Source organism: Rhizobium viscosum (assembly GCF_014873945.1).
Classification (GTDB): domain Bacteria; phylum Pseudomonadota; class Alphaproteobacteria; order Rhizobiales; family Rhizobiaceae; genus Rhizobium; species Rhizobium viscosum.
Genome location: NZ_JADBEC010000001.1, coordinates 3600020 through 3620990, shown reverse-complemented (window position 1 = coordinate 3620990; position 20971 = coordinate 3600020). Strand labels below are relative to the sequence as shown.

Here is a 20971-nt window from a genome sequence, read left to right as displayed (position 1 = left end):
CTTCCGACGAGCCTAAAGCAATTCCAACAAAAGTGCGTAGCGGTTTTGTGTCCGGAATTGCGTGAAAACAAAGAGATAGAACATTTCCGTGTTTCGAAGAAAAACGGAAATGTTCTAACGCGCGTAGTAGCCAGGCTGGTCGAGATCGTCGAGCAGGCCCCGGCAGGTCGGCTGCCAGCCGAGCAGCCAGCGCGTATGGGCGCTGGAGGCCGCCATATTCGTTGCCGCCATGGTGGCGAACCAGCCGAAATGTTCGCGGGGGCGAGACTCCACCGGAAGGCCGAGCTGGTGTCCGATCACCTCGGCGATCTCTCGGAACGGTACCGCCTCGTCAGCCACAGCATGGTAGGCAGCTTCGGTCACGCCGCTTTCGAGCGCCAGGCGATAGAGGCGGGCCGCATCCAGCCGGTGCACGCCCGACCAGCAGTTCATTCCATCGTCAGGATAGGCGGATACGCCGGTCTCGCGGGCGATGCGCGCCAGGATCGGTACAAAACCGTAATCACCAATGCCGTGCACGCTCGGGGCAAGCCGCATCGTCGCCGCACGGATCCCCTGCCCGGCAAGCGAGCGGGCAGCGGCTTCCGATTTGCGAGGCGATGCGGGGTTCGGCAGGTCCGCTTCCGTGGCACCCCGCGGAAAGCCCAGCAGGCCCGATGTGACGATGAGCGGGCGATCCGATCCGGCAAGCGCGTTCCCGAGCGCATGGATCGCGCGCTCGTCCTGCGCCGCATTGTCGAGAAATTTCGAGAAGTCATGGTTGAAGGCGGTATGGATCACCGCATCGGCCTTGGACGCGGTCTCGGCGAGAAGGTCGAGGTCATCAAGCGATCCCGGAACGAGCTTTGCGCCGATGATCGCGATGGCCTTTGCTTTCGCGATCGAGCGGACAAGCCCGCTGACCTTGTGACCGGCACGGATCAGTTCCTCGACGATGGCGGTGCCGACCCAGCCGGTCGCACCCGTTACGAATATGTGCATTGCTGCGATCTCCGTTGCCGGGCTGCCGTCAGGCAGCCGGTGTTGAGGTTATTGCGTTGTGCGGGAACTAGTCGAAGTCAGGCCACGCGCATCGACAGCTCGATGTCTTCGGCAAAAGGCGTGGACATATATCCGCTCGCTGGCGAACGGACGTGGTCGAGATATTGGGGGGAGTCATCGGCGTCGTCGGCAATGACGAGCGCACCGGGCCGAAGCCGGCCTTCGACCAGAGCCAGCACCTCGGGATAAAGCGACTTCGCCCCGTCAAGCAGAAGCAGGTCGATACTATCTGGAAGATCAGCGCTCAACGTCTCGAGCGCATCGCCTTCGCGGATTTCGACGAGATCGGCAAGGCCGGCTTCGACGAGGTTCTGGCGAGCCCGTGCAACCTTCGAAACCTCGAATTCGCTGCTGATCAGCCGGCCGCCGCCATTGTCGCGAAGGGCCGCGGCAAGATAGAGCGTCGAAATGCCGAAGGACGTGCCGAACTCGACGATAGTCCTGGCATTGGTGCTGCGCGCCAGCATGTAGAGCAGCTCCCCTGTCTGGCGCGAAACGGGTAGCCACAGATCCTTCAGGCGTCCGTAGAAATCGAGATATTCGGTCTTGCTGTACATGAGCCGTTCCCGCTCGTCGCGGGAGAGCCCGGCCATGACCGGACTGGTGGCTCTATCGGCCTCGGCAAACAGCTGATCGAGAAGCGGCGCGAGCGGTGCACTTGTCATGGTGGTCATCAGGGAAATCCTTCATTTCGGATGGCTGGTTTTCGAAATAAAAATACGAATAATCCGTCGCATTCGCTAATCGCATTTGCGGAACGCTTGTATGATCGATCGCCCAAACCATGGAATTCCCTCAAGAAAATCGCCGAGACAAGCGCGCTCGAACGAGCTCGTAAACGCCATTCTGCAAGCCGCTGTTCAGGTTTTAGCGCAGGAAGGCGCGCAGCGTTTTACGACAGCTCGCGTAGCCGAAAGAGCCGGCGTCAGCGTCGGCTCGCTCTACCAATATTTCCCCAACAAGGCGGCCATCCTCTTCCGGCTGCAGAGCGACGAGTGGCGGCAGACCTCGAATCTGCTGGGCGACGTCCTTGGTGACGAGGCCCGTCCACCGCTCGACCGGTTGCGCTCCCTCGTCCAGGCCTTCATCCGCTCCGAATGCGAGGAAGCCGCCGTCCGCGTCGCGCTGAACGATGCCGCACCCCTCTATCGCGACGCCCCCGAAGCGCAGGAGGCACGGGGCGCCGCCGATGCCATTATCGAGCAGTTCATGCGGGAAGCGCTGCCCGATGTCTCGGACGCAATCCGGACCATGGCCGGAGACCTGATCATGACGACGATGAGTACCGTCGGAAAGGAGTTTTCCGAGGCAGCGCATGATGAGAGCGAGATTTCGGCTTTCGCAGACGCGATGGCGGACATGTTCTGCGCCTACCTCCGCAGCCTCAACTGACCAGCGCGGCTGCCTGCCGGCTCAATGATAGGTCACGACCGGATCAAACATTCTTTGCAGGAAGGAGCGCTGCGCCACCTGCGCATATTCCCGGGGAATGTCGTGCCCGCATTCGAAGACATGGAGCATGACCGGCACCCCGGCGTCGGACAACGCATCCGAGAACCGTTCGGCCTGGGCGACGGGAGCACGCTCATCGAGCCTCCCGTGCAGCAACAGGGTTTCCGCCCGGATTTTCGATACGTGATGCAGAGCCGATCGGGCCAGGAAGGCGTCGCTCGACAGGCCGGCTTCCTGCTCGATCGCCCACCGCAAACCTTTTGAACTCGCCTCATAGACGGCCTCGAGATCGTAGACCCCGCTGCGCAGAATGACGGCCCTGAGATCGGGAACCTGGGCTGCGACCATAGCCGAGGCAATCGCTCCCCGGCTGTTGCCGTAGAGAACGATGCGATCAGGATCGACGCAAGGCTGCTCCCGCAGGAAGGAGAGTGCGGCCATGATCGCCCGCTGCGTGTCCGGGCCGCAGAAATCGGCCGGTCCATCGGAAGCCCCGAAGCCCGGCTGCGACACCGCCGCCGCGGTAATATTCAAACGGGAGCAGAACCGAAGCAGCGTGCCCGTATCGACAGCCTCTTTCGCGCCGATGAGACGGCCGCCCTGATTGCCGTGGACGAACAGGATTGCGCCTGCAGGCGTTTCGCTCTCGGGCTGAGCCTGAAAAAGCTCCACACTTGCCCCGTCACCTCTGTCGATGAGATGTCGTGTCACATCAGGCATGTTCACCCTCACCCTCGCATTCTGCACGGGAGGCAGGCCTCGCCGCCCAAGCATCTACCCCTACTCTTGCCCGGCGAAATTCGCACGTGCCGGCCGGCAAGTCTCCCATAAATTTCGGCGGGATTTGTCGGCATGCTGTCGCTTGCTTCGTCCTCAGGCCGAGATCCGGCCCTGATCGCGCGGATCACCAAGAGGAGAGATACCCATGAGAAAGATCATCGTTTCCACATTCGTTAGCCTCGACGGCGTCATGCAGGCACCCGGCGGCCCTGACGAGGACCCCGTCAACGGTTTCAAGTTCGGTGGCTGGGTATTCCCCTACGCTGACGAGACGATGGGATCAGTGATCGGCGAGCTCTTCGCAAAGCCCTTTGCGCTGCTGCTCGGCCGCAAGACCTACGACATCTTCGCCGCCCACTGGCCCTATCAGGACGATGATATCGCCAGGGCCTTCAATCCCGCCACAAAATATGTCGCGACGCACCGGCCTGAAAGCCTCGGCTGGCAGAATTCGCAATCGCTGGGATCCGACATCGTCGCGTCGCTCCGCAAGATCAAACAGGAAAACGGACCCGACCTGCTCATCCAGGGATCGGGCAATCTCATCCAGACCCTGCTTGCCAACGAACTGATCGATGAAATGACCGTGCTGACTTTCCCGCTGATCCTGGGCAAAGGCAAACGGCTGTTCGAGGGCGGCGCGACGCCTGGCGCCCTCACGCTCACGAGATCGGCGGTATCGGGCACTGGCATCATCATCGCGACCTATGAGCGGGACGGCGAAGTCCGGACGGGCTCCTTCGTCTCCGATCAACCCTCCGAGGCCGAACTCGAGCGCCGCCGGAACTGGCGGTAGCCGGTGCTCTCTCGGTCGCGGCTGTGGGATCGGGCCTACCCCGATCCCGCGGCCATCGAAATGACAGCACTGGAAAGCTTTGTGCTGTCGAAAAAGTGATTTCGTTCCAACAGCTTCTGTCCTCTATGAGCTTGCCAGAAACGCTCAATGCCCATCTTCTGCCCGAATGTTGGGGTTCTAGTCGGGCTGCACCCATACGGACTGGACGCGCGCCGCGACGGTCTTTTTATCAGGTTTCGAGGACATCAGAATGCCACTGAGAACATCTTCCCGCTGGATCGCACCGCTCGCCGGCCTGCTGGTGCTCTCGGGGAGTGCAATTGCCGTGCGCGCCGAGCCGCTGCCCGCGCCGCCCCTCACGCAGACCAGCCAGAAGCCCGCCTATACGGTTCCGGCACGCCGCCCCGCCCATATCGTCCGACAGGATACGGGCGCGTCGCTGTCGGCGCTCTTTGATTCAGCCAGCGGCAATCAGGCCAAGGTGCTGAACGAAATGGACAACCTCCAGATTCTGATGAACAACGACATCGCCGAGGCGGTCGAGGCCTATTACGCCCAGCCGAAGGCAAAGCTCATCTGGGTCGATGGCAAGGGACCGACCCCCAAGGCCGCGCAGGCGCTCAGCCTTCTGAAACAGGCTGACGACTGGGGATTGAATGCCGGCGATTATGCCGTTGCTCCTCCTCAAGGATCGGACCGCGCGAGAGCACTGGCCGAGTTCGAAGTCTCTCTCTCAGCCAAGATGCTGATGTTCCTTCAGGACAATTTTCGGGGCCGCATCGATCCCAACAAGCTGTCGAACTACTATGACTTCAAGCGCAAGCCGGTCGATCTGAAGGCGACGATCGCCCAGCTCTCGGCCACGCCTGATCTGATGGTGGTCTTCGATCGCCTGCTGCCGAGCAATCCGAAATTCGCCCAGCTCGCCGCCGAACTGCACTACCTGCGCACGTCAGGCCAGGGCGGCGATAGCGCCGCCAATATCAACAAGGTGATCGTGGCCATGGAGGAAATGCGCTGGCTGCCGCAGGAATTCCCCGAGCGCTATGTGTTCATCAACCAGCCGGCCTACATGGCCTACTACTATGAAAACAGCACCCTGACGCTGTCGATGAAGGCCGTGATCGGCCAGCAGGACCACCAGACGAATTTCTTCGACGCCTCGATCAAGACGGTGGAATTCAACCCCGACTGGGGCGTGCCGCAATCGATCATCCGCAACGAAATGCTGCCGCATCTGAAGCGCGATCCTGCCTACCTGGACAAGGAAGGCTATGTCGTCTCGGTCAAGGGTAAGACGATGCCGTCCGCCAAGGTCGACTGGTCGCAGCCGCTCGAAAATATCGGTGTCGTCCAGCCGCCCGGCGCCGACAATGCGCTCGGCCAGCTGAAGATCCTCTTCCCGAATTCCCACGACATCTACATGCACGACACCCCGGCACGCGGTAAATTCGCCTCGCAGGACCGCATGTTCAGCCATGGCTGCGTGCGTCTGGAAAACCCGAAGGCGATGGCTGCCGCTGTCCTGAAGACCTCAGTCGAGTTCGTCGACCAGCAGATCGCGGACGGTGCAAAGAAGGACATGCCGGTTCCGGAGGAAGTGCCGGTCTACGTCTCCTATTTCACCGCATGGCCGACGGATGATGGCGTCATCCACTATTTCGACGACATCTATGGCCGCGATGCAGAGACCTTAACGGCGATTTCGGCGACGACCGCAAGCCGCGCGCAATCGTAATTGCGGTTTTCGCGGCCGTGCTCGCCGCTTCCGTCTTCAGCTGGGGGCAGATCACCAGGCAGCAGCTGGAGCGGCCGATCGAACAGGCGCTTGTCTATGCGCCGCCCTCGGCCCTTGCCGATGTCACCGGCCAGTCACAGGCCGAGTTCCTGGCCAGGCTCAGGCAACAGGGCATAGAGGCGCATCAATCCGTCGAAGATCTCGCCCGCCTGCACGGCATCGATGAGAACCGCGCACTTGCGATCATCTTCGGCGTGGAGGGATAAGCCCGCTTCCTACCGCTTATTGCCGACAGCGCCTTCACCTGTGCGGCGCCTGGAAACTGTGGCATAACTAGCCGATGGCGATACATGTCTTGGCAGTCCATGGTGATAGTGTCGGGACGGAACGGGCGGCGGGCGGCTCGCTTGCAGGCGCCTATTCCGTGGGCGTTCTCTGCTGGCTCCTCTCAGCCGGCGTCTATATCGCCGCCAAATGGGTCTCCACCGAAATGCCGCCCTGGGCGCTCTGCTTCTGGCGCGTGCTGATCGCCTTTGCGATCCTGCTGCCGATCGTCCAACGCCATTTTTCAGAGATGCTCGCGCTGGTGCGGGCGCGCGGCCTGGAATTGCTTTTCATCGGCGGCATGGGGCTTGCCATCTGCCAGGGCATGATCTTCGTCGGCCTCGAACATGCCGATGCCACCACCGCCGGCATTATCATCGCACTGATCCCGATCATCACCATGATCCTTGCCCGCCTGATGCTGTCAGAGCCGATGGGAACCTGGCAGGTGGTCGGCTCCATCCTTGCCTTCCTCGGCATCCTCCTCATCATCGTCAAGGGCAGCCCCGATGCGCTGCTGCGCCTCGACTTCAATCCCGGCGAACTCTGGATCGTCGCCGGCGCCTTCTGCTTCAGCCTGTATACGGTGCTGCTGCGGCGCGCGAAATTCGACCTGAACCGCCTTGCCCTGCTCGTCCTGCTGCTCGGCGCTGCGGCGCTGACAGCCCTGCCCTTCTACCTTTACGAGCTCACCGCCGACGAACGCACGACGCTGAATACGAGCGGTCTCATCGCGCTTGCCTATGTCGCAATCCCCGGCGGCGCGCTCATGTATTATCTCTTCAACCGGAGTATCGAGGCACTGGGTGCCGCCCGCGCCGGCGTACTCCTCTACGTCCAGACGATCTTCATCGCCGTGCTCGCCTATCTGATCCTGGGCGAACGGCTGCAGCGCTATCACCTCGAGGGTGCTGCGCTGATCATTGCCGGGCTGCTGTTGATCATTCTGCTGAAACCGAAGGAGAAGGCGGCCGGAACCTAACGGTCTGACGAAATGACTGTCCGTCGTTAGTAGCTGTCTCGCCTGTAGAAATGGCCATAAAGGTGCTTTTGATCCAAATCAGATGAGGCAACGTCCGCAGTGGCGTGTTCATCATAAATCAAAGTGACGAGGTGATTGAAGCTTTCGCCACTGATACCTTGTGACACGTCCCACTCTTCAACGATCGCAAACCTTGGTCCGCCTTCAGCAGGGCTGTTTGCAATGACGACCGCTTCAAATCGCGACTTGTTGATGAGCACATACCAGAACCACGGATCGAAAATCGGCACGATCAGGATTGCTGACAGGCAGCCGTAAAGAAGCGCAATGGCAGCGATATTGCTTGCGACCAGACGAAAATGCAGTCGAAACAATGCAATAATCGCACTGATGAACCAGATAAGAACAGAAAAAATGGCAGGCAAAAACAGCAGAAGAAAACCTGGAAAGTGGAACAAATCTCGCAACTGTTGACTGAAAACACCTCCGCTTAGGGACCAAAAATCAAGGATGCGAAGATAAGCTCCGAATGTTACTGCAAGGATGCATGCGGCTATAATGCGATGGATATACCATCGGTCATTATGCAACCCCGATACAGCCGCTACCTTGTTTGTCGTCATCGAAATCATGTCCATTAGAGCCGGCTGGCGACGTGGCAGTTCATTTTAGCAACGGCTCGCAACATCATCCTTTCACCTCAGCCCCATAACGCATCCCATCCACAAGAAGCGCAATCATCCGCCGCGTCGCCGCCGGATCATCCCCCTGCCCGAGATTGGAAAGCTGCGCGCCGGCGCGCAGGAGTTCGCTCGCCTCGATATCGCCGCGTGCTGCTCCGGCGGCAACGGCCCCATCCAGCAGGCCCTGCAAAGCCGGGATCATGCGCTCGTCGAAATAGGCCGGCAGCGCCTGATAGGCCGGGTCGCCGGAATGGAGTGCCGCGGCAAGGCCGCGCTTGGCCATGATGAAATCCGTAAAGCGCAGCATCCAGCGTGACAACGCCTCTCCCGGCTCGTGTTCGGCGGCAAGCGTCACGGCGGCATCGGCGCAGGCATCCATTTCGTTGCGCACGACCGCCTTGATGAGATCCGAACGCTGCGGAAAATGGCGGTAGAGCGTGCCGACGCCCACCCCTGCCTTGTCGGCGATCTCGCGCACCGGAGCATCCACGCCGGAGGTGGCAAATACATCCAAGGCGGCTTTCAGCAGCGAATCCAGGTTGCGCCGCGCATCCGCTCTTACAGGCCTTTCATGGCCGCCATCAGCCTCACGCGCCTCGTCCGGACTGTCCGTCCCGTCAGTCACATCAACACCTCTTGCAAAACGGAACATTGTTCCGTATAAACGGAACCGCGTTCCGGATGCGCCCTTATACCCTGTTTGCCAGGACTTTGCCAGCCGCAAAGCCTGCCTGACGGGCAGCTCAAGATTCACCTGCTCCCGCGAGCAGTCCAAGATTCGAAGGAAACGAAGATGCAATACCGTCCCCTTGGCCGCACCGGCATCAAGGTCAGCCCCTATTGTCTTGGCGCCATGATGTTCGGCGCCATCGGCAATGCCGATCATGACGATTCCATCCGCATCATCCACAAGGCGCTCGATACCGGCATCAACTTCATCGATACCGCCGACATGTACAGCCACGGCGAATCCGAGGAGATCGTCGGCAAGGCGCTGAAGGGCCGGCGCGACAATGTCGTGGTCGCCACCAAATGCTTCATCCCGATGGGCCAGGACCCGAACCAGCAGGGCAGCTCGCGCCGCTGGATCTACCGCGCCGTCGAAGATTCGCTGCGCCGCCTGCAGACCGATTATATCGACCTCTTCCAGATGCACCGCCCTGCCCCCGACACCGATGTCGAGGAAACGCTCTCGGCGCTGACCGACCTGATGCGCGCAGGCAAGATCCGCGCCATCGGCTCCTCCACCTTCCCCGCCTCCGAGATCATCGAGGCGCAATGGGTCGCGGAAAAGCGCGGGCTGGCTCGCTTCCGCACTGAGCAGCCGCCCTACTCCATCCTGCATCGCGGCATCGAGCGCGAAGTCCTGCCGGCGCTCGAACGCTATGGCATGGGTGCGCTCGTCTGGAGCCCGCTCGCCATGGGCATGCTGACCGGCCGTTACCGCCGGGGTGCGGCCCAACCCGACAGCAGCCGCGTTGCCTATTTCCCCAAGCAGATGTCGAACGAGAACAGCCTCGATGCCGTCGAGCAGCTCATTCCGCTCGCTGAAGGTGCCGGCATCTCGCTCACCCACATGGCGATTGCCTTCGTCATCGCCCATCCGGGTGTCACGTCGGCGATCCTCGGGCCGCGCACCATGGAACAGCTCGATGATCTCCTGGCCGGCGCGCAAGTGCGTCTGAGCGACGAAATCCTCGATGCCATCGACGCCATCGTACCACCGGGCACCGAAACCGGCCCGCTGGAAGCCAATTATAAGACCCCGGCGATCCAGACCGCGAGCCTGCGGCGCCGTCCGCCCGCCGAACGCGCCGCCGGCTGATCGGCAAAACAGTATCGAAGGCTCCGCTATCCCAGCGGGGTCTTCGGCGCAGCGTCGGAACGAAATTCCTCGTCAGGCAATGGTTGCAGCCTGCGTTGCGCCTCTTCCACCTCGACGGCGAGCTCTTCCAGAAGCTCGTCCCACATATCGAGCGCCCGCAGCCCGTCACGCGTGCGGAACAGATAGTCGGCCGAGCTGCCGATGCTGCCTGCGGCCGTGGCAAGCCGCTGAACGGTCGCTTCCCTGGAAAGTCCGCCGGCATAGGTGTTTGCCTGCGGGTTCATGGTGAAAGCGATGCCGCTTCCAAAACGGGCGCCCTCTTCGTCAAGCAGATCGACCCAGCGCGGAATATAGGCCTCGGCCACCATCTCCCGCCGCCATAGCAGCTCGAGTTCGTGCACGACATCGTCTTCTTCCAGACGCAAAGCCACGCCGTCGCAGGCACCGCCCGCATCCAGCCCGAGCACAAGGCCCGGATTTTCGGGCGACCCGCGCCCGGATACGGTGGCAAGGCAGAAGGACCGGCGCCAGCCCTCGATGCGGGCTTTCCGGCTTTCGACGCTCAGAATGATCGGATTCCAGATCAGCGAGCCATAGGCGAAAATCCAGACATCGCCATCCGGACGCGCAGCAAGCATCGATGCGAGCGATGCCTGCCGTTCCTCCTCGCTCAAAAGCCTGAGCGTCGGCGCCTCCCCGGCAATCAGGTCAGCAAAAGTGCCGCTGAGCAGCAGCTCGCGCGACAGGATTTCCTCACCGCAGCAGGCGACTGCTTCTGAGCGTTTATTGTTGATCGTCATAACACCCCCAATGACAGGCCATGGATATCAGCATGGCCCTATTTCGCGGCCATCATCCACGCCTGGCGCGCCGGATAAAGCCCGCCGGCACAGACACAGTGTCTCCACAGCCGCAACAATCAATGCTCTTGGCCTCCCTTCCCGCCGCAAGGATCAGCACCACATCGCTCTGGAAGACACGCAATGAACGGGGAGTCCGACATGAGCGAAATCGGCCGTCTGCTCGGCGCCGGCAAGGAAGCAGAAGTCTTTGAGCATGGCACGCTGGCGCTGAAACTCTACAGGCCCGGCCGCCCGAAAGCCCCGGCCTTCCGCGAGGCCGCCAATCTGGCGATCGCGGAAAAGCTTTCGCTGCCTGCGCCCAGGGTCCACGTCGTCGGCGATTATCACGGTCGCTGGGGTCTGCTGATGGATCGCGTGACCGGCACGAGCCTTGCCGATGAGATGACGCCGGAGCCGCCACTGTCAGCTATCAAGGAGATGGCAGCACTCCACCAGCGCCTGCACCGCGAGCCCGGCACCGGCCTCCCCTCGTTGAAGACAAGACTGTCGGCCAATATCGAGAGCGCCGAAGTCATGACACCAGACCTGCGCGACCGGCTGCTTCTGACACTTGCCGCGCTGCCGGATGGCGACAATGTCTGCCACGGTGACTTCCATCCTTGGAATATCATGGGCTCCGGCAGCGACGCCATGATCGTCGACTGGCTGGACGCCTGCAGCGGCAATCCGGCCGCCGACGTCTGCCGCACCTATCTCCTGATGCGCCGCGCACTTCCGGCAATGGCCGAAGCCTATGTCGTCACCTATGCGAAGGCGGCCGAATTGAGCCCGGACGAGGTTTTTGCCTGGCTGCCGGTGATCGCCGCCGCCCGTCTTGCCGAGAACGTGCCTGAGGAGAACGAGGACCTGCTGCATCTCGCATCTCTGGCCCCCGCGAACCTCTAGAGCAATTCCAGCAAAAGTGTTTTAGCGGTTTTGCGTCCGGAATTGCGTGAAAACAAGGAGATAGAGCATTTCCGTGTTTCGAAGAAAAAACGGAAATGCTCTAGGACGGATCACGCAGCACAAGCCTCGCAGGTGCCGCGGATTTCGATCGTCGTCTTCGCCGGCTTGAATTTCTGGCTTCGCACCCAGCCCATCAGCCGGTGATCCACCTCATGGTCGTGGAATTCGATCACCTGGCCGCAGCTTTCGCAGATCGCGAAGGCGACGATACCGTGGCTGTGGCAGTCTTCGCCCGGATGAGCGCAGGCGACGAAGGAATTGATGCTTTCGAGCCGGTGCACGACACCATATTCGAGCAGCTTTTCCAGCGCGCGGTAGACCTGCAGCGGCGCACGAAAACCCTGGTCGCGCAGCTTGTCGAGGATCGTATAGGCGCTGAGCGGCCCCTCGGCCTTTTCGAGCACGTCGAAGACGAGTGACTGGTTGCGGGTGAGCTGAGGTGCGTTCATGAGCCTTGTCCTTGCAGGTCCCTGCGCCCGCGCCAGGCGGGAAGCAGGCTCAGAATGAAGAGAATGAGGGCCGCGACCACGATCGACGGGCCGGACGGCGTGTCATAGGTCAGCGAGCCGAAGAGCCCGCCGACGACGGCGACCGCGCCGATCAGCGAAGCAAGCACCGCCATCAGTTCCGGCGTCGAGGAAAAGCGCCGCGCCGTCGCCGCCGGAATGATCAAGAGCGAGGTGATCAGCATGATGCCGACGATCTTCATGGCAATGGCGATGACGACGGCCATCAACAGCATGAAGAACAACCGCGCCCGCTCCGGCTGCAGGCCTTCGGCCTCCGCCAGTTCCGGATTGACGGTGGCCGCGAGCAGCGGCCGCCACAGCCAGGCGATGGCCGCCAGCACGAAGATACCACCGCCCCAGATCAGCGCGATGTCAGTGGTCGAAACCGCCAGAATATCGCCAAACAGGAAGGCGATGAGATCAATGCGCACCCAGGTCATGAAGGCGACCATGACGAGGCCGATGGCAAGAGTGGCATGCGAGAGAATGCCGAGCAGCGCATCGGCCGAGAGCGCCTGGCGCTTCTGCAGGAAGAGCAGCAGGATCGAAACGACAGCGGCAACGACGAAGACGGCAAGCGTCAGGTTGAGCTCGAAGAGCAGCGAGAGTGCGACCCCGAGCAGCGCCGAATGGGCGATCGTATCACCGAAATAGGCCATGCGCCGCCAGATGATGAAGCAGCCGAGCGGCCCTGTCGTCAGCGCCAGGCCGACACCGGCGAGAATGGCGCGCACGAAGAAATCGTCAAGCATGACGGTTCTCCCCGTTCTTGGCCCCGCTCTGCGAATGGGTATGTGCGTGAGCCTCGGCATGCGCATGCCCGTGGGGATGATCCCCTTCTGCGTGAGCATGAGCGTGAGCGTCTGCGTGATCGTGCGAATGCGCATGATCATGCCCGTGATCATGGTGATGCCCATCCTCGGGATAGCAATGATCCGTCACCGAACCGTCCTCATGCAGCACGCGCCCGTCGGGCAGGTGCGTATGGTCGTGATGGTGGCTGTAGACGGCAAGCGTCGGCGCCGCCCGGCTGCCGAAGAGGCGCACATATTCCGGGCTCTGGCTCACCGCCTGCGGCGTGCCGCGGCAGCAGACATGGCCGTTGAGGCAGATGACGGTATCTGTCTCGGCCATGACCACATGGAGATCGTGCGAGATCAGCAGGATGCCGCAACCGGTCGTATTGCGGATCGACTTGATAAGCTCATAAAGGGCGATCTCGCCGGCAAAATCGACACCCTGCACCGGCTCGTCGAGAACAAGAAGATCGGGCTTGCGGGCAATGGCGCGCGCCATCAGCGCCCGCTGGAATTCGCCGCCGGAGAGATGCTGCACCTGCGCATCCAGCATATGCGCCATGCCGGCGGCTTCGAGCGCGGCCATGATATCGGCCTCGGGCAGTGGCCCGGTCAGCGTCATCAACCGGCGCACGGAAAGCGGCAACGTCCAGTCGACAGCGAGCTTCTGCGGCACATAGCCGACCTTGAGGCCGGCGATACGCGTCACCTTGCCCTCATCCGGCTTCAAGACGCCGATCGCAGTCTTGGCGCTCGTCGATTTGCCGGAGCCGTTCGGGCCGATCAGCGTGACGATCTCGCCGCGCGAAACGGAGAAATCCACACCGCGCACCAGCCAGCGGCCGCCGCGGCGAATGCCGACATTCTCAAGCGAAACCAGCGGTTCGGCCTTCATACCAGCAAGAGTATTTCCGGGAGAGAGCATCAAATTTTCCGAAAGTGCTGTTGCGTCCTGCTATTGCACACGTTATAGCATAACGCAATTGATGTAATAACATAACAATTGCAATTCAAGCGGAGCAATCTGATGAAACTGGCGATGGGCCTTACCCTCGCAATCCCGGCCTTACTCTTCGCCGGGTCCCTTCAGGCGGCCGATGCGCCCGTCGTCGTCACCTCGATCAAGCCGGTCCATTCGCTCGTATCGGCCATCATGGAAGGCGTCGGCAAGCCGGAACTGATCGTTGATGGCGCTGCCTCCCCGCATACCTATAATCTCAAACCTTCCAATGCCCGCGCTTTGCAGGATGCCAAGGTGATCTTCTGGGTCGGCCCCGGCCTCGAAGCCTTCCTCGAAAAGCCGCTGCAATCGCTGGGTTCCGACGCGATCGTCGCCCGACTCGACGACGCGCCGGGCCTTGTGAAGCTTCCGTTCCGCGAAGGCGGGGCGTTCGAGGCTCATGACGACGGCGACGAACATGAAAGCGCCGAGGCCGGTCACGATCATGCTCATGAAGAGGCAGAAGGCGACCATGAGCATGAGCACGGCGCCTTCGACACCCATCTCTGGCTCGACCCGATGAATGCCAAAGCCATGGCCGCCGAGATCACCACCACGCTGGTCGCCGCCGATCCCGCCAATGCACTGACCTACGAGGCCAATGCCAAGGCGCTGGATGACAAACTCGATGCGCTCGACAAGGAAATCGCCGCGACAGTATCAACGGTGAAAGACAAGCCCTTCATCGTCTTCCACGATGCCTATCAATATTTCGAGCATCGCTACCATATCCGCGTCGCCGGCTCGATCACCGTCAGCCCGGAAACCATTCCGGGGGCCGAGCGCGTTTCGGAGATCCATAAAAAGGTCGGCGATCTTGGCGCCACCTGCGTCTTCGCCGAACCTCAGTTCGAGCCGCGCCTCGTCAATGTCGTAATCGAGGGCACGAAGGCGAAATCAGGCGTACTGGACCCCGAAGCTGCCACCCTGCCCGCCGGCCCCGATCTCTATTTCACCCTCATGCGCGGCATCGCCGACAGCATGAGGAATTGCCTTGCCAGCGCATGACCCGAAAATCGGAAACGATTTTCGACAAGGATCATGCGCCACTCAAAATGCGCAACCCTGGAAGAAGATCGACTCCGATCTTGCCCCGAGGATGCTCCAGCGAACAGTAACAGTGCGCTTCCGCGCCCTGCCGGACTTGCAACCCTCCCACGAGAGTTGCGGCGAAAGAAGGCGGCGACACCCCCGTTCCGCCTTTTTTTGTCAAGCTCGATTGTTACGTTATAACATAATCGGAGATTACGATGGACAAGAGACTTCCCGTTACCGTGCTCTCGGGCTTCCTGGGTGCAGGCAAGACGACGCTGCTCAATCATGTTCTTTCCAATCGCGAGGGCATGCGCGTCGCCGTCATCGTCAACGATATGAGCGAGGTGAATATCGATGCAGCACTTGTGCGCGATGGCGGCGCCAATCTCTCCCGCACTGAGGAACAGCTGGTGGAAATGACCAATGGCTGCATCTGCTGCACGCTGCGCGACGATCTTCTGAAGGAAGTCCGCCAGCTCGCCGAACAGGGCCGCTTCGATTACCTGCTGATCGAATCCACCGGCATTGCCGAGCCCCTGCCCGTCGCCACCACCTTCGAATTCCGTGACGAGAATGGGCTGAGCCTCTCCGACATCGCCCGCCTCGATACGATGGTCACCGTGGTCGATGCCGCCAACCTGCTCGCTGATTACGCCTCCGCCGACTTCCTCGCCGACCGCGGCGAAACCGCCGGCGAAGGCGACAACAGGACGATCATCGATCTTCTCGTCGAACAGATCGAATTTGCCGATATCGTCGTCCTCAACAAGATCGGCACGGCAAGCGAGGAACAGCGCGACGCCGCCCGGAAGATCATCACCGGCCTCAACGCCGATGCCCGCATCATCGAGACGGATTTCGGCAAGGTGGCATTGAAGGATGTGCTCGGCACCGGCCGCTTCGATATCGACAGGGCCGAGACCCATCCGCTCTGGTACAAGGAACTGCACGGTTTTAAGGACCATGTGCCGGAAACCGAGGAATACGGCATCCGCTCCTTCGTCTACCGCGAGAGGCGCCCCTTCCACCCCGCCAAACTGCAGGCCTTCCTCGACAAGAGTTGGCCGGGTGTCGTGCGCGCCAAGGGCTTCTTCTGGCTCGCCACCCGCCCGCATTATGTCGGGGAGATCAGCCAGGCGGGCGCCATCGTGCGCACCGGCAAGATGGGCCTCTGGTGGGCAGCAGTCCCACGCGAACAATGGCCACAGGAAGCAGCCTTCCTGCGAGCAATCAACCCCTATCTCGACCCCATCTGGGGCGACCGCCGCCAGGAAATCGTCTTCATCGGCGCCGACCCAATGGATGAGGCCTGGATCAGGCGGGAACTCGATGCCTGTCTGGTGGAAAGCGATGCCTTCACGCCGGAGCGCTGGCGCAACCTGCCCGATCCGTTCGTCAGCTGGACCCGGCAGGCAGCATGAGGGCAACGGCAATCAAACCCTACCGGTGCCTGTGCATCGAATGTGAACCCCTGCCGCCGATCGAAGGGCTGCATCCGCTGACCTATGGGGAAGCGGCGGCGAGTGAGGCGCGGAAGCCGAAGAGGCTTCTCGGTATCATTGCTGAGCGGGTATTGCCGTCGCGGCGGCAGGATTAGCATTGAACGGTGTGCCCTGGGGCACCCCCCTCTGGCCTGCCGGCCATCTCCCCCACAAGGGTGGAGATCGACAAGCGGCTTGACCTCCGCACTTCTTCGACCTTGTGCAGTTTGCAACCTTGATTGTTTGGGGAAATCGGCGCCCCAGCCAATCTCCACCCTTGTGGGGGAGATGGTCGGCAGACCAGAGGGGGGTGCCCCACGGCACATGGCCCGCCATCACCGCAGCACAAAAACAAAAAAGGCGGCCAGAAGCCGCCCCTTTTTCCATATCCGTCCAAATTTACCGACCGGCAGCAATAATGCTGGAGATCACGCCAGTGGCGACGCCGACGAGAAGGTAGTCGTTATCGGCCCTCACCCAGTGATAGCCGCGCGGCGGCGGTGCCAGGCGGTAGCGGCGGTAGTCGCGGACTTCGCCGTAGCGGCCGCGCTCGGCAGCCGACATGCGGTAACCCCTGGACCAGTGATGTCGACGGACGACCTTTTTCTCGACGACGACCTTCTTGTGGACGACGACCGGCGGACGGTGGTGATCGGCCGCACTGGCTTCCGATGCGATGATTGGCGAGAGCAGGAAAGAGGCAGAAAGAAGAGCTGCAAAAATCTTTTTCATGAGGGTTTCCTCGTGTTGATGACGCCCCGAAATTACGTCTGCGAAAATGAACGAAATCTGAAAATAAAATTAAAAATCCGTAATGAAATCGGTAGATTATGCTGAATTCCTAATATTCTAATTTCGGACTAATGTGCGATAGCGAGATCATGCCGCCGGGGATCACGACTGTGTAATCAGGCGTGATGAGAATGGCATTGGAGGGTGGTGTTTTCGTCGATGTCGCTGGCCTTTCATGGGCCTGCTGCCAGCTGGTTGTGAGCCTGCGCTTAAGAGGGTGAAACGAGACATTGCGACACGTGTCTTCTCCCCGCTGGGGAGAAGACGGAGCAAGCCTCCGCCGGCCGCGCTTATCTTAAAATCTGCGCCATGTTGATGACATCCGTGTACTCGCCATCGACGCAGAAGGCATCGCGGCTCACCCCTTCCCGCACGAAACCAACGCTCTCATAAAGCCGGATCGCCCGCGCATTGTCGGCATGCACGCCGAATTCTACGCGGATCATGCCGGCCTGACGCGCCGCTGCTATCGCCGCCTCGATCAACCGGCGGCCGAGCCCCTTCTCGCGATAATCCGGCAGCAAGCCCATGCCGAGCGAGCCGCAATGGGCTTGCGAGGGAAAGAAGTGCCGGCGGATATCGCACCAGCCGATCAGCTCGTCGCCATCGAGAGCAACGAGATGCACATTCCCCTTTCCAATCGACGACAACGCGAATTTGCGCGTATCCTCAAGCGGCGGAGCCTCGAGCAGGGTCAGATATTTCCGCTCGCGCGCCACCGTATCGAGAGCCCGGTGAAAGCTCTCGATATGTGCTTCGGTCATCGGCTCGATGCGGATATCGTCTGCCATCGTCGGCTCACAGTTCCTCATAGTTGAACCAGTCGAAATCGGCTGTCTTTGCCCGGCCCGACGTATCGAAAGCGAAGACGCCGGCGAAGGCGCCGGTAAACGAGCCATGCTCCCCGCGCCCGCCTTCATCCGAGACGACGCCTGCGTCGAGAACCGGGCCGATCGGCTGCCAGGCGCCCTTGCCTTCCGTCTGCCAGAAGAATTGCAGGTCGTTTTCGCGGATCTCCATCGAGAGCTGCACACGCCCGTCAGCCGGGATCGCCACGCCGGCTTCCGCCGGGAAGCTCATGCGACCATGTGGGTAATCGCCGTCGCAGGAGAAGATCGTCACGCAGCGGCCGAGCTTCTCATGCAGGGTCACGACCACGGCATGGAACTTGTGGCGGTTATAGTAGTGCGTGAGACCGGCCACCTGCTGATAGGTATCCGGCGCAAACTCCACCACCGTTTCCGCGCGAAAACTGTGGTGCTCCTGCCGGCGGGCGACCAGCGCCTGTTCGAACCAGGAACCGATGCTTTCGCGGCCGATGAGGCGCAGATGGCCGGGGCGTTCGGTCAGATTAAAGATGCGCTCCGGCCTCGGCGTGCGCAGCCACTGGAAATCATCCGGCAGCTTGCCGCCATCGAAGGAATATTCGCTACGAACAGGCTTTTCCGCCCGCACGGCACCGCCAAGGCCCGGCACCTCGATATCGGGAACAACCGTGCCGTTTTCCAGATAGAGCCAGCCATCCTCGCGCCAGGCACATTTCTGCAGCGCCGTCTCGCGCCCCAGCGTGCAGCGACGCTTCGGCGGCAGCGGCCGGCCGCAAAGATGGGTGTGATAGACCTGGCCATCAGGCGTCTCGACGTACTGCCCGTGCCCTGCCCTTTGCAGCGCCGCCTCCGGATTATCCTTCGAGGTGATCAGGTGCCGGTTCGGATGCAGCTCATAGGGACCGTCAATGTTGCGCGAGCGCGCCATCGTCACGGCATGGTCGTAACCCGTGCCGCCTTCGGCCGTCGTCAGGTAGTACCAGCCGTTCTTGCGGAAGAGATGCGGGCCCTCGACCAGACCGAGCGGGCTGCCGGCGAAGATGTTCTTGATCGGGCCTTTCAGCGCCTTCGTCTGCGGATCCCATTCCTGCAGCAGGATGCCGTCGAAAGCCGGCGATTTCGGCGAGCCGCCATAGCTTTCGGTACGGTGGTTCCACTGCATGTTGACGAACCACTTGCGCCCGTCCTCGTCATGAAAGAGCGACGGGTCGAAGCCCGAGGAATTGACGTAGACGGGCTCGGACCATTCGCCCTCGATGGTGGGCGAAGTCACGATGTAATTATGCGCATCCTTGAAGTTGCCGTCGAAGCGCTTGACGTCGGTATAGACCAGCCAGAACTGTCCGTCCGCATAGGAAAGGCACGGTGCCCAGACGCCGCAGCTATCAGGATTGCCGCGCATGTCGAGCTGAGAGGCGCGCTCCAGCGGCCGGCGCACCAGCTTCCAGTTCACCAGATCGCGCGAGTGATGGATCTGCACACCCGGATACCATTCGAAGGTCGAGGTCGCGATGTAATAGTCGTCGCCGACGCGGCAGATGGACGGGTCGGGATTGAACCCGGGCAGGATGGGATTGCGGATCATGGCGGCTCCTCCAAGGGTAAAATTGCAGTACGTACGTCAGATGATAGTGAGGAGCTCTCCTCCTCCCTTATCTCTGTGCTTGTCACAGAGATCCAGCCAGCCCAAGTCCTTGGGCTGAAAGGACTCTTCTCGCCGCGCAGACGCGCGGCAGATGGATTCCTGCAACAGGCATAGGAATGAGGGAGTTTGGGGCGACTGTGCTGCCCCAAACTCCCCTCGCCTAATTTACTCCAGCTCTGCGGACTTGGCCCAGAGGTTGATGTCGGCCTCCTTGGCATAGACATCGATCTGCTTCAGCTCCTCCGCCGAAAACTCGAGATTGCCAAGTGCGGCGACGCAATCGACAATCTGCGAGGAGCGGCTGGCGCCGATGAGCGCCGAGGTCACGCGACCGCCGCGCAGCACCCAGGCGATCGCCATCTGCGCCAGCGTCTGGCCGCGCTTCTCGGCGATCTCGTTGAGCTTCTTGATATTGTCGATGATCGAGGGGCGGATGAAATCCTTCTTGAGGAAGTGGTTCTGCGCCGCGCGGCTGTCGGCGGGAATGCCGCCGAGATATTTCGTCGTCAGCATGCCCTGGGCAAGCGGCGAGAACACGATCGAGCCCATGCCGACCTCATCGAGCGTATCGAGCAGCTTGTCGTCCTCGACCCAGCGGTTGAGCATGGAATAGCTCGGCTGGTGGATGAGGCAGGGCGTGCCCAGATCCTTCAGAATGGCAGCTGCCTCGCGGGTGCGCTGCGAATTATAGGAGGAAATGCCGACATAGAGCGCGCGGCCCGAACGCACGATGTAGTCGAGCGCGCCGCAGGTTTCTTCCAGCGGGGTATCAGGATCGAAACGGTGCGAATAGAAGATGTCGACATAATCGAGGCCCATGCGCTCAAGGCTCTGGTCGCAGGAGGCGACGAGATACTTGCGGCTGCCCCACTCGCCGTAAGGACCCGGCCACATGTCGTAACCAGCCTTGGAAGAGATGATCAGCTCGTCGCGCAAGCCGGCAAAATCGGTGCGCAGGATCTCGCCGAATGCCGTCTCGGCGCTGCCGGGAGGCGGGCCGTAATTGTTGGCGAGATCGAAATGGGTAATGCCGAGATCGAAGGCCGTGCGGCACATGTCGACCTTGCGGTCATGCGGGGTGTCACCGCCGAAATTGTGCCACAGGCCGAGGGAAACGGCCGGTAGCTTCAGGCCGGAACGGCCCGTGCGGTTATATTTCATCTTCGAATAACGGTCTTCGGCCGGTTGCCAGCTCATCTGAGGTCTCCTCAACCTGTAAAAGTGCTTCTCTTTCGTGACCGCATCAGGCGGCAGTCGAAAGCTGAAAACGTTGCTGCCCCTCGTATGGGGCCGGGCGCGACGGCACTATTGGATCAAGCACACCGATACGGCAAGCGCGTGGCGCGTGTTCTCTGCGACTTCACGTACCGACATGGCTTTATGGCAAGTCCCACCCGCGGATGCCGTCATGCTCGGGCTTGTCCCGAGCATCTGCTGCGCCCTTAGCAGATCCTCG

Annotated in this window: 23 protein-coding genes; 10 read left to right on the top strand and 13 right to left on the bottom strand. The window is 61.3% G+C overall.

All coding sequences use genetic code 11. The annotated features are described in order from the left end of the window. Nucleotides 1-114: 114 nt before the first annotated feature. Nucleotides 115-981, bottom strand: coding sequence for an SDR family oxidoreductase (locus tag H4W29_RS17745; RefSeq protein WP_192730071.1), 867 nt, complete (start codon nucleotides 979-981; stop codon nucleotides 115-117). Nucleotides 982-1058: 77 nt separating this feature from the next. After that, nucleotides 1059-1715 (bottom strand): O-methyltransferase, encoded by a 657-nt coding sequence (locus tag H4W29_RS17740; RefSeq protein ID WP_192730070.1) that lies wholly within the window; start codon nucleotides 1713-1715, stop codon nucleotides 1059-1061. A 91-nt stretch (nucleotides 1716-1806) separates the two neighbouring features. On the opposite strand from H4W29_RS17740, the gene H4W29_RS17735 reads away from it, so the two are divergent. Continuing rightward, complete coding sequence (locus H4W29_RS17735; RefSeq protein ID WP_192730069.1) at nucleotides 1807-2433, top strand: TetR/AcrR family transcriptional regulator; 627 nt, start codon at nucleotides 1807-1809, stop codon at nucleotides 2431-2433. Nucleotides 2434-2454: 21 nt separating this feature from the next. Here H4W29_RS17735 and H4W29_RS17730 read toward each other — a convergent pair whose 3' ends face one another. Then, complete coding sequence (locus H4W29_RS17730) at nucleotides 2455-3213, bottom strand: alpha/beta hydrolase family protein (protein WP_192730068.1); 759 nt, start codon at nucleotides 3211-3213, stop codon at nucleotides 2455-2457. 205 nt (nucleotides 3214-3418) lie between these two features. Between H4W29_RS17730 and H4W29_RS17725 the strand changes: the two genes are divergently transcribed. The 4 genes from H4W29_RS17725 (at nucleotide 3419) to H4W29_RS17710 (ending at nucleotide 7113) form a co-directional block, all read left to right on the top strand. Beyond that, nucleotides 3419-4069 carry a dihydrofolate reductase family protein gene (locus H4W29_RS17725; RefSeq protein WP_192730067.1) on the top strand — a complete coding sequence of 217 codons (651 nt, stop codon included), beginning with the start codon at nucleotides 3419-3421 and terminating at the stop codon, nucleotides 4067-4069. Between the two features lie 250 nt (nucleotides 4070-4319). Next, nucleotides 4320-5807, top strand: coding sequence for a L,D-transpeptidase family protein (locus H4W29_RS17720; RefSeq protein WP_192730066.1), 1488 nt, complete (start codon nucleotides 4320-4322; stop codon nucleotides 5805-5807). Between the two features lie 17 nt (nucleotides 5808-5824). Further along, nucleotides 5825-6073, top strand: a complete 249-nt coding sequence (locus tag H4W29_RS17715; RefSeq protein ID WP_192730065.1) for a hypothetical protein — start codon at nucleotides 5825-5827, stop codon at nucleotides 6071-6073. A gap of 74 nt (nucleotides 6074-6147) precedes the next feature. Beyond that, nucleotides 6148-7113 carry a DMT family transporter gene (locus H4W29_RS17710; RefSeq protein ID WP_192730064.1) on the top strand — a complete coding sequence of 322 codons (966 nt, stop codon included), beginning with the start codon at nucleotides 6148-6150 and terminating at the stop codon, nucleotides 7111-7113. A gap of 26 nt (nucleotides 7114-7139) precedes the next feature. On the opposite strand, the gene H4W29_RS17705 is transcribed toward H4W29_RS17710, so the two are convergent. Then, nucleotides 7140-7736, bottom strand: coding sequence for a hypothetical protein (locus H4W29_RS17705; protein ID WP_192730063.1), 597 nt, complete (start codon nucleotides 7734-7736; stop codon nucleotides 7140-7142). Between the two features lie 64 nt (nucleotides 7737-7800). Next, the gene (locus H4W29_RS17700) at nucleotides 7801-8421 is read right to left on the bottom strand and encodes a TetR/AcrR family transcriptional regulator (RefSeq protein ID WP_192730062.1); all 621 of its coding nucleotides are present in this window, start codon (nucleotides 8419-8421) and stop codon (nucleotides 7801-7803) included. A gap of 168 nt (nucleotides 8422-8589) precedes the next feature. Here H4W29_RS17700 and H4W29_RS17695 point away from each other — a divergent pair, with 168 nt between their 5' ends. Then, nucleotides 8590-9621, top strand: coding sequence for an aldo/keto reductase (locus H4W29_RS17695; protein ID WP_192730061.1), 1032 nt, complete (start codon nucleotides 8590-8592; stop codon nucleotides 9619-9621). A 26-nt stretch (nucleotides 9622-9647) separates the two neighbouring features. Here the strand turns inward: H4W29_RS17695 and H4W29_RS17690 are convergent, their stop codons facing one another. Continuing rightward, nucleotides 9648-10421 (bottom strand): gamma-glutamylcyclotransferase, encoded by a 774-nt coding sequence (locus H4W29_RS17690; RefSeq protein WP_192730060.1) that lies wholly within the window; start codon nucleotides 10419-10421, stop codon nucleotides 9648-9650. Between the two features lie 201 nt (nucleotides 10422-10622). Here H4W29_RS17690 and H4W29_RS17685 point away from each other — a divergent pair, with 201 nt between their 5' ends. After that, nucleotides 10623-11369, top strand: coding sequence for a phosphotransferase family protein (locus tag H4W29_RS17685; RefSeq protein ID WP_192730059.1), 747 nt, complete (start codon nucleotides 10623-10625; stop codon nucleotides 11367-11369). A 110-nt stretch (nucleotides 11370-11479) separates the two neighbouring features. Here the strand turns inward: H4W29_RS17685 and H4W29_RS17680 are convergent, their stop codons facing one another. From H4W29_RS17680 to H4W29_RS17670, 3 genes are read right to left on the bottom strand one after another with little or no spacing between them, the layout of a single operon-like run. Further along, nucleotides 11480-11878 carry a Fur family transcriptional regulator gene (locus tag H4W29_RS17680; RefSeq protein WP_007814087.1) on the bottom strand — a complete coding sequence of 133 codons (399 nt, stop codon included), beginning with the start codon at nucleotides 11876-11878 and terminating at the stop codon, nucleotides 11480-11482. After that, nucleotides 11875-12690 carry a zinc ABC transporter permease subunit ZnuB gene (gene znuB / locus H4W29_RS17675; RefSeq protein ID WP_112546870.1) on the bottom strand — a complete coding sequence of 272 codons (816 nt, stop codon included), beginning with the start codon at nucleotides 12688-12690 and terminating at the stop codon, nucleotides 11875-11877. The genes H4W29_RS17680 and znuB overlap by 4 nt, the downstream gene beginning before the upstream one ends. Then, nucleotides 12683-13660: an ATP-binding cassette domain-containing protein gene (locus H4W29_RS17670; protein WP_192730058.1), complete on the bottom strand. Its 978-nt coding sequence runs from the start codon at nucleotides 13658-13660 to the stop codon at nucleotides 12683-12685. Before H4W29_RS17670 ends, znuB begins: the two co-directional genes overlap by 8 nt. Nucleotides 13661-13762: 102 nt before the next feature. Between H4W29_RS17670 and H4W29_RS17665 the strand changes: the two genes are divergently transcribed. The 3 genes from H4W29_RS17665 (at nucleotide 13763) to H4W29_RS34375 (ending at nucleotide 16367) form a co-directional block, all read left to right on the top strand. After that, nucleotides 13763-14743 carry a zinc ABC transporter substrate-binding protein gene (locus H4W29_RS17665; protein ID WP_192730057.1) on the top strand — a complete coding sequence of 327 codons (981 nt, stop codon included), beginning with the start codon at nucleotides 13763-13765 and terminating at the stop codon, nucleotides 14741-14743. Nucleotides 14744-14985: 242 nt separating this feature from the next. Beyond that, nucleotides 14986-16191 carry a zinc metallochaperone GTPase ZigA gene (gene zigA, locus H4W29_RS17660; RefSeq protein ID WP_192730056.1) on the top strand — a complete coding sequence of 402 codons (1206 nt, stop codon included), beginning with the start codon at nucleotides 14986-14988 and terminating at the stop codon, nucleotides 16189-16191. After that, nucleotides 16188-16367, top strand: a complete 180-nt coding sequence (locus tag H4W29_RS34375; RefSeq protein WP_246517214.1) for a hypothetical protein — start codon at nucleotides 16188-16190, stop codon at nucleotides 16365-16367. The genes zigA and H4W29_RS34375 overlap by 4 nt, the downstream gene beginning before the upstream one ends. 283 nt (nucleotides 16368-16650) lie before the next feature. Here H4W29_RS34375 and H4W29_RS17655 read toward each other — a convergent pair whose 3' ends face one another. From H4W29_RS17655 to mgrA, 4 genes are all read right to left on the bottom strand, one after another. Further along, nucleotides 16651-16983 (bottom strand): RcnB family protein, encoded by a 333-nt coding sequence (locus H4W29_RS17655; protein WP_192730055.1) that lies wholly within the window; start codon nucleotides 16981-16983, stop codon nucleotides 16651-16653. A gap of 350 nt (nucleotides 16984-17333) precedes the next feature. After that, complete coding sequence (locus H4W29_RS17650; RefSeq protein WP_192730054.1) at nucleotides 17334-17834, bottom strand: GNAT family N-acetyltransferase; 501 nt, start codon at nucleotides 17832-17834, stop codon at nucleotides 17334-17336. A 7-nt stretch (nucleotides 17835-17841) separates the two neighbouring features. Next, complete coding sequence (locus tag H4W29_RS17645; RefSeq protein WP_192730053.1) at nucleotides 17842-19455, bottom strand: glycoside hydrolase family 43 protein; 1614 nt, start codon at nucleotides 19453-19455, stop codon at nucleotides 17842-17844. 225 nt (nucleotides 19456-19680) lie between these two features. After that, entirely contained in the window at nucleotides 19681-20712 is a 1032-nt protein-coding gene (gene mgrA / locus H4W29_RS17640) for an L-glyceraldehyde 3-phosphate reductase (protein ID WP_192730052.1), read from the bottom strand. Nucleotides 20713-20971: the final 259 nt, after the last annotated feature.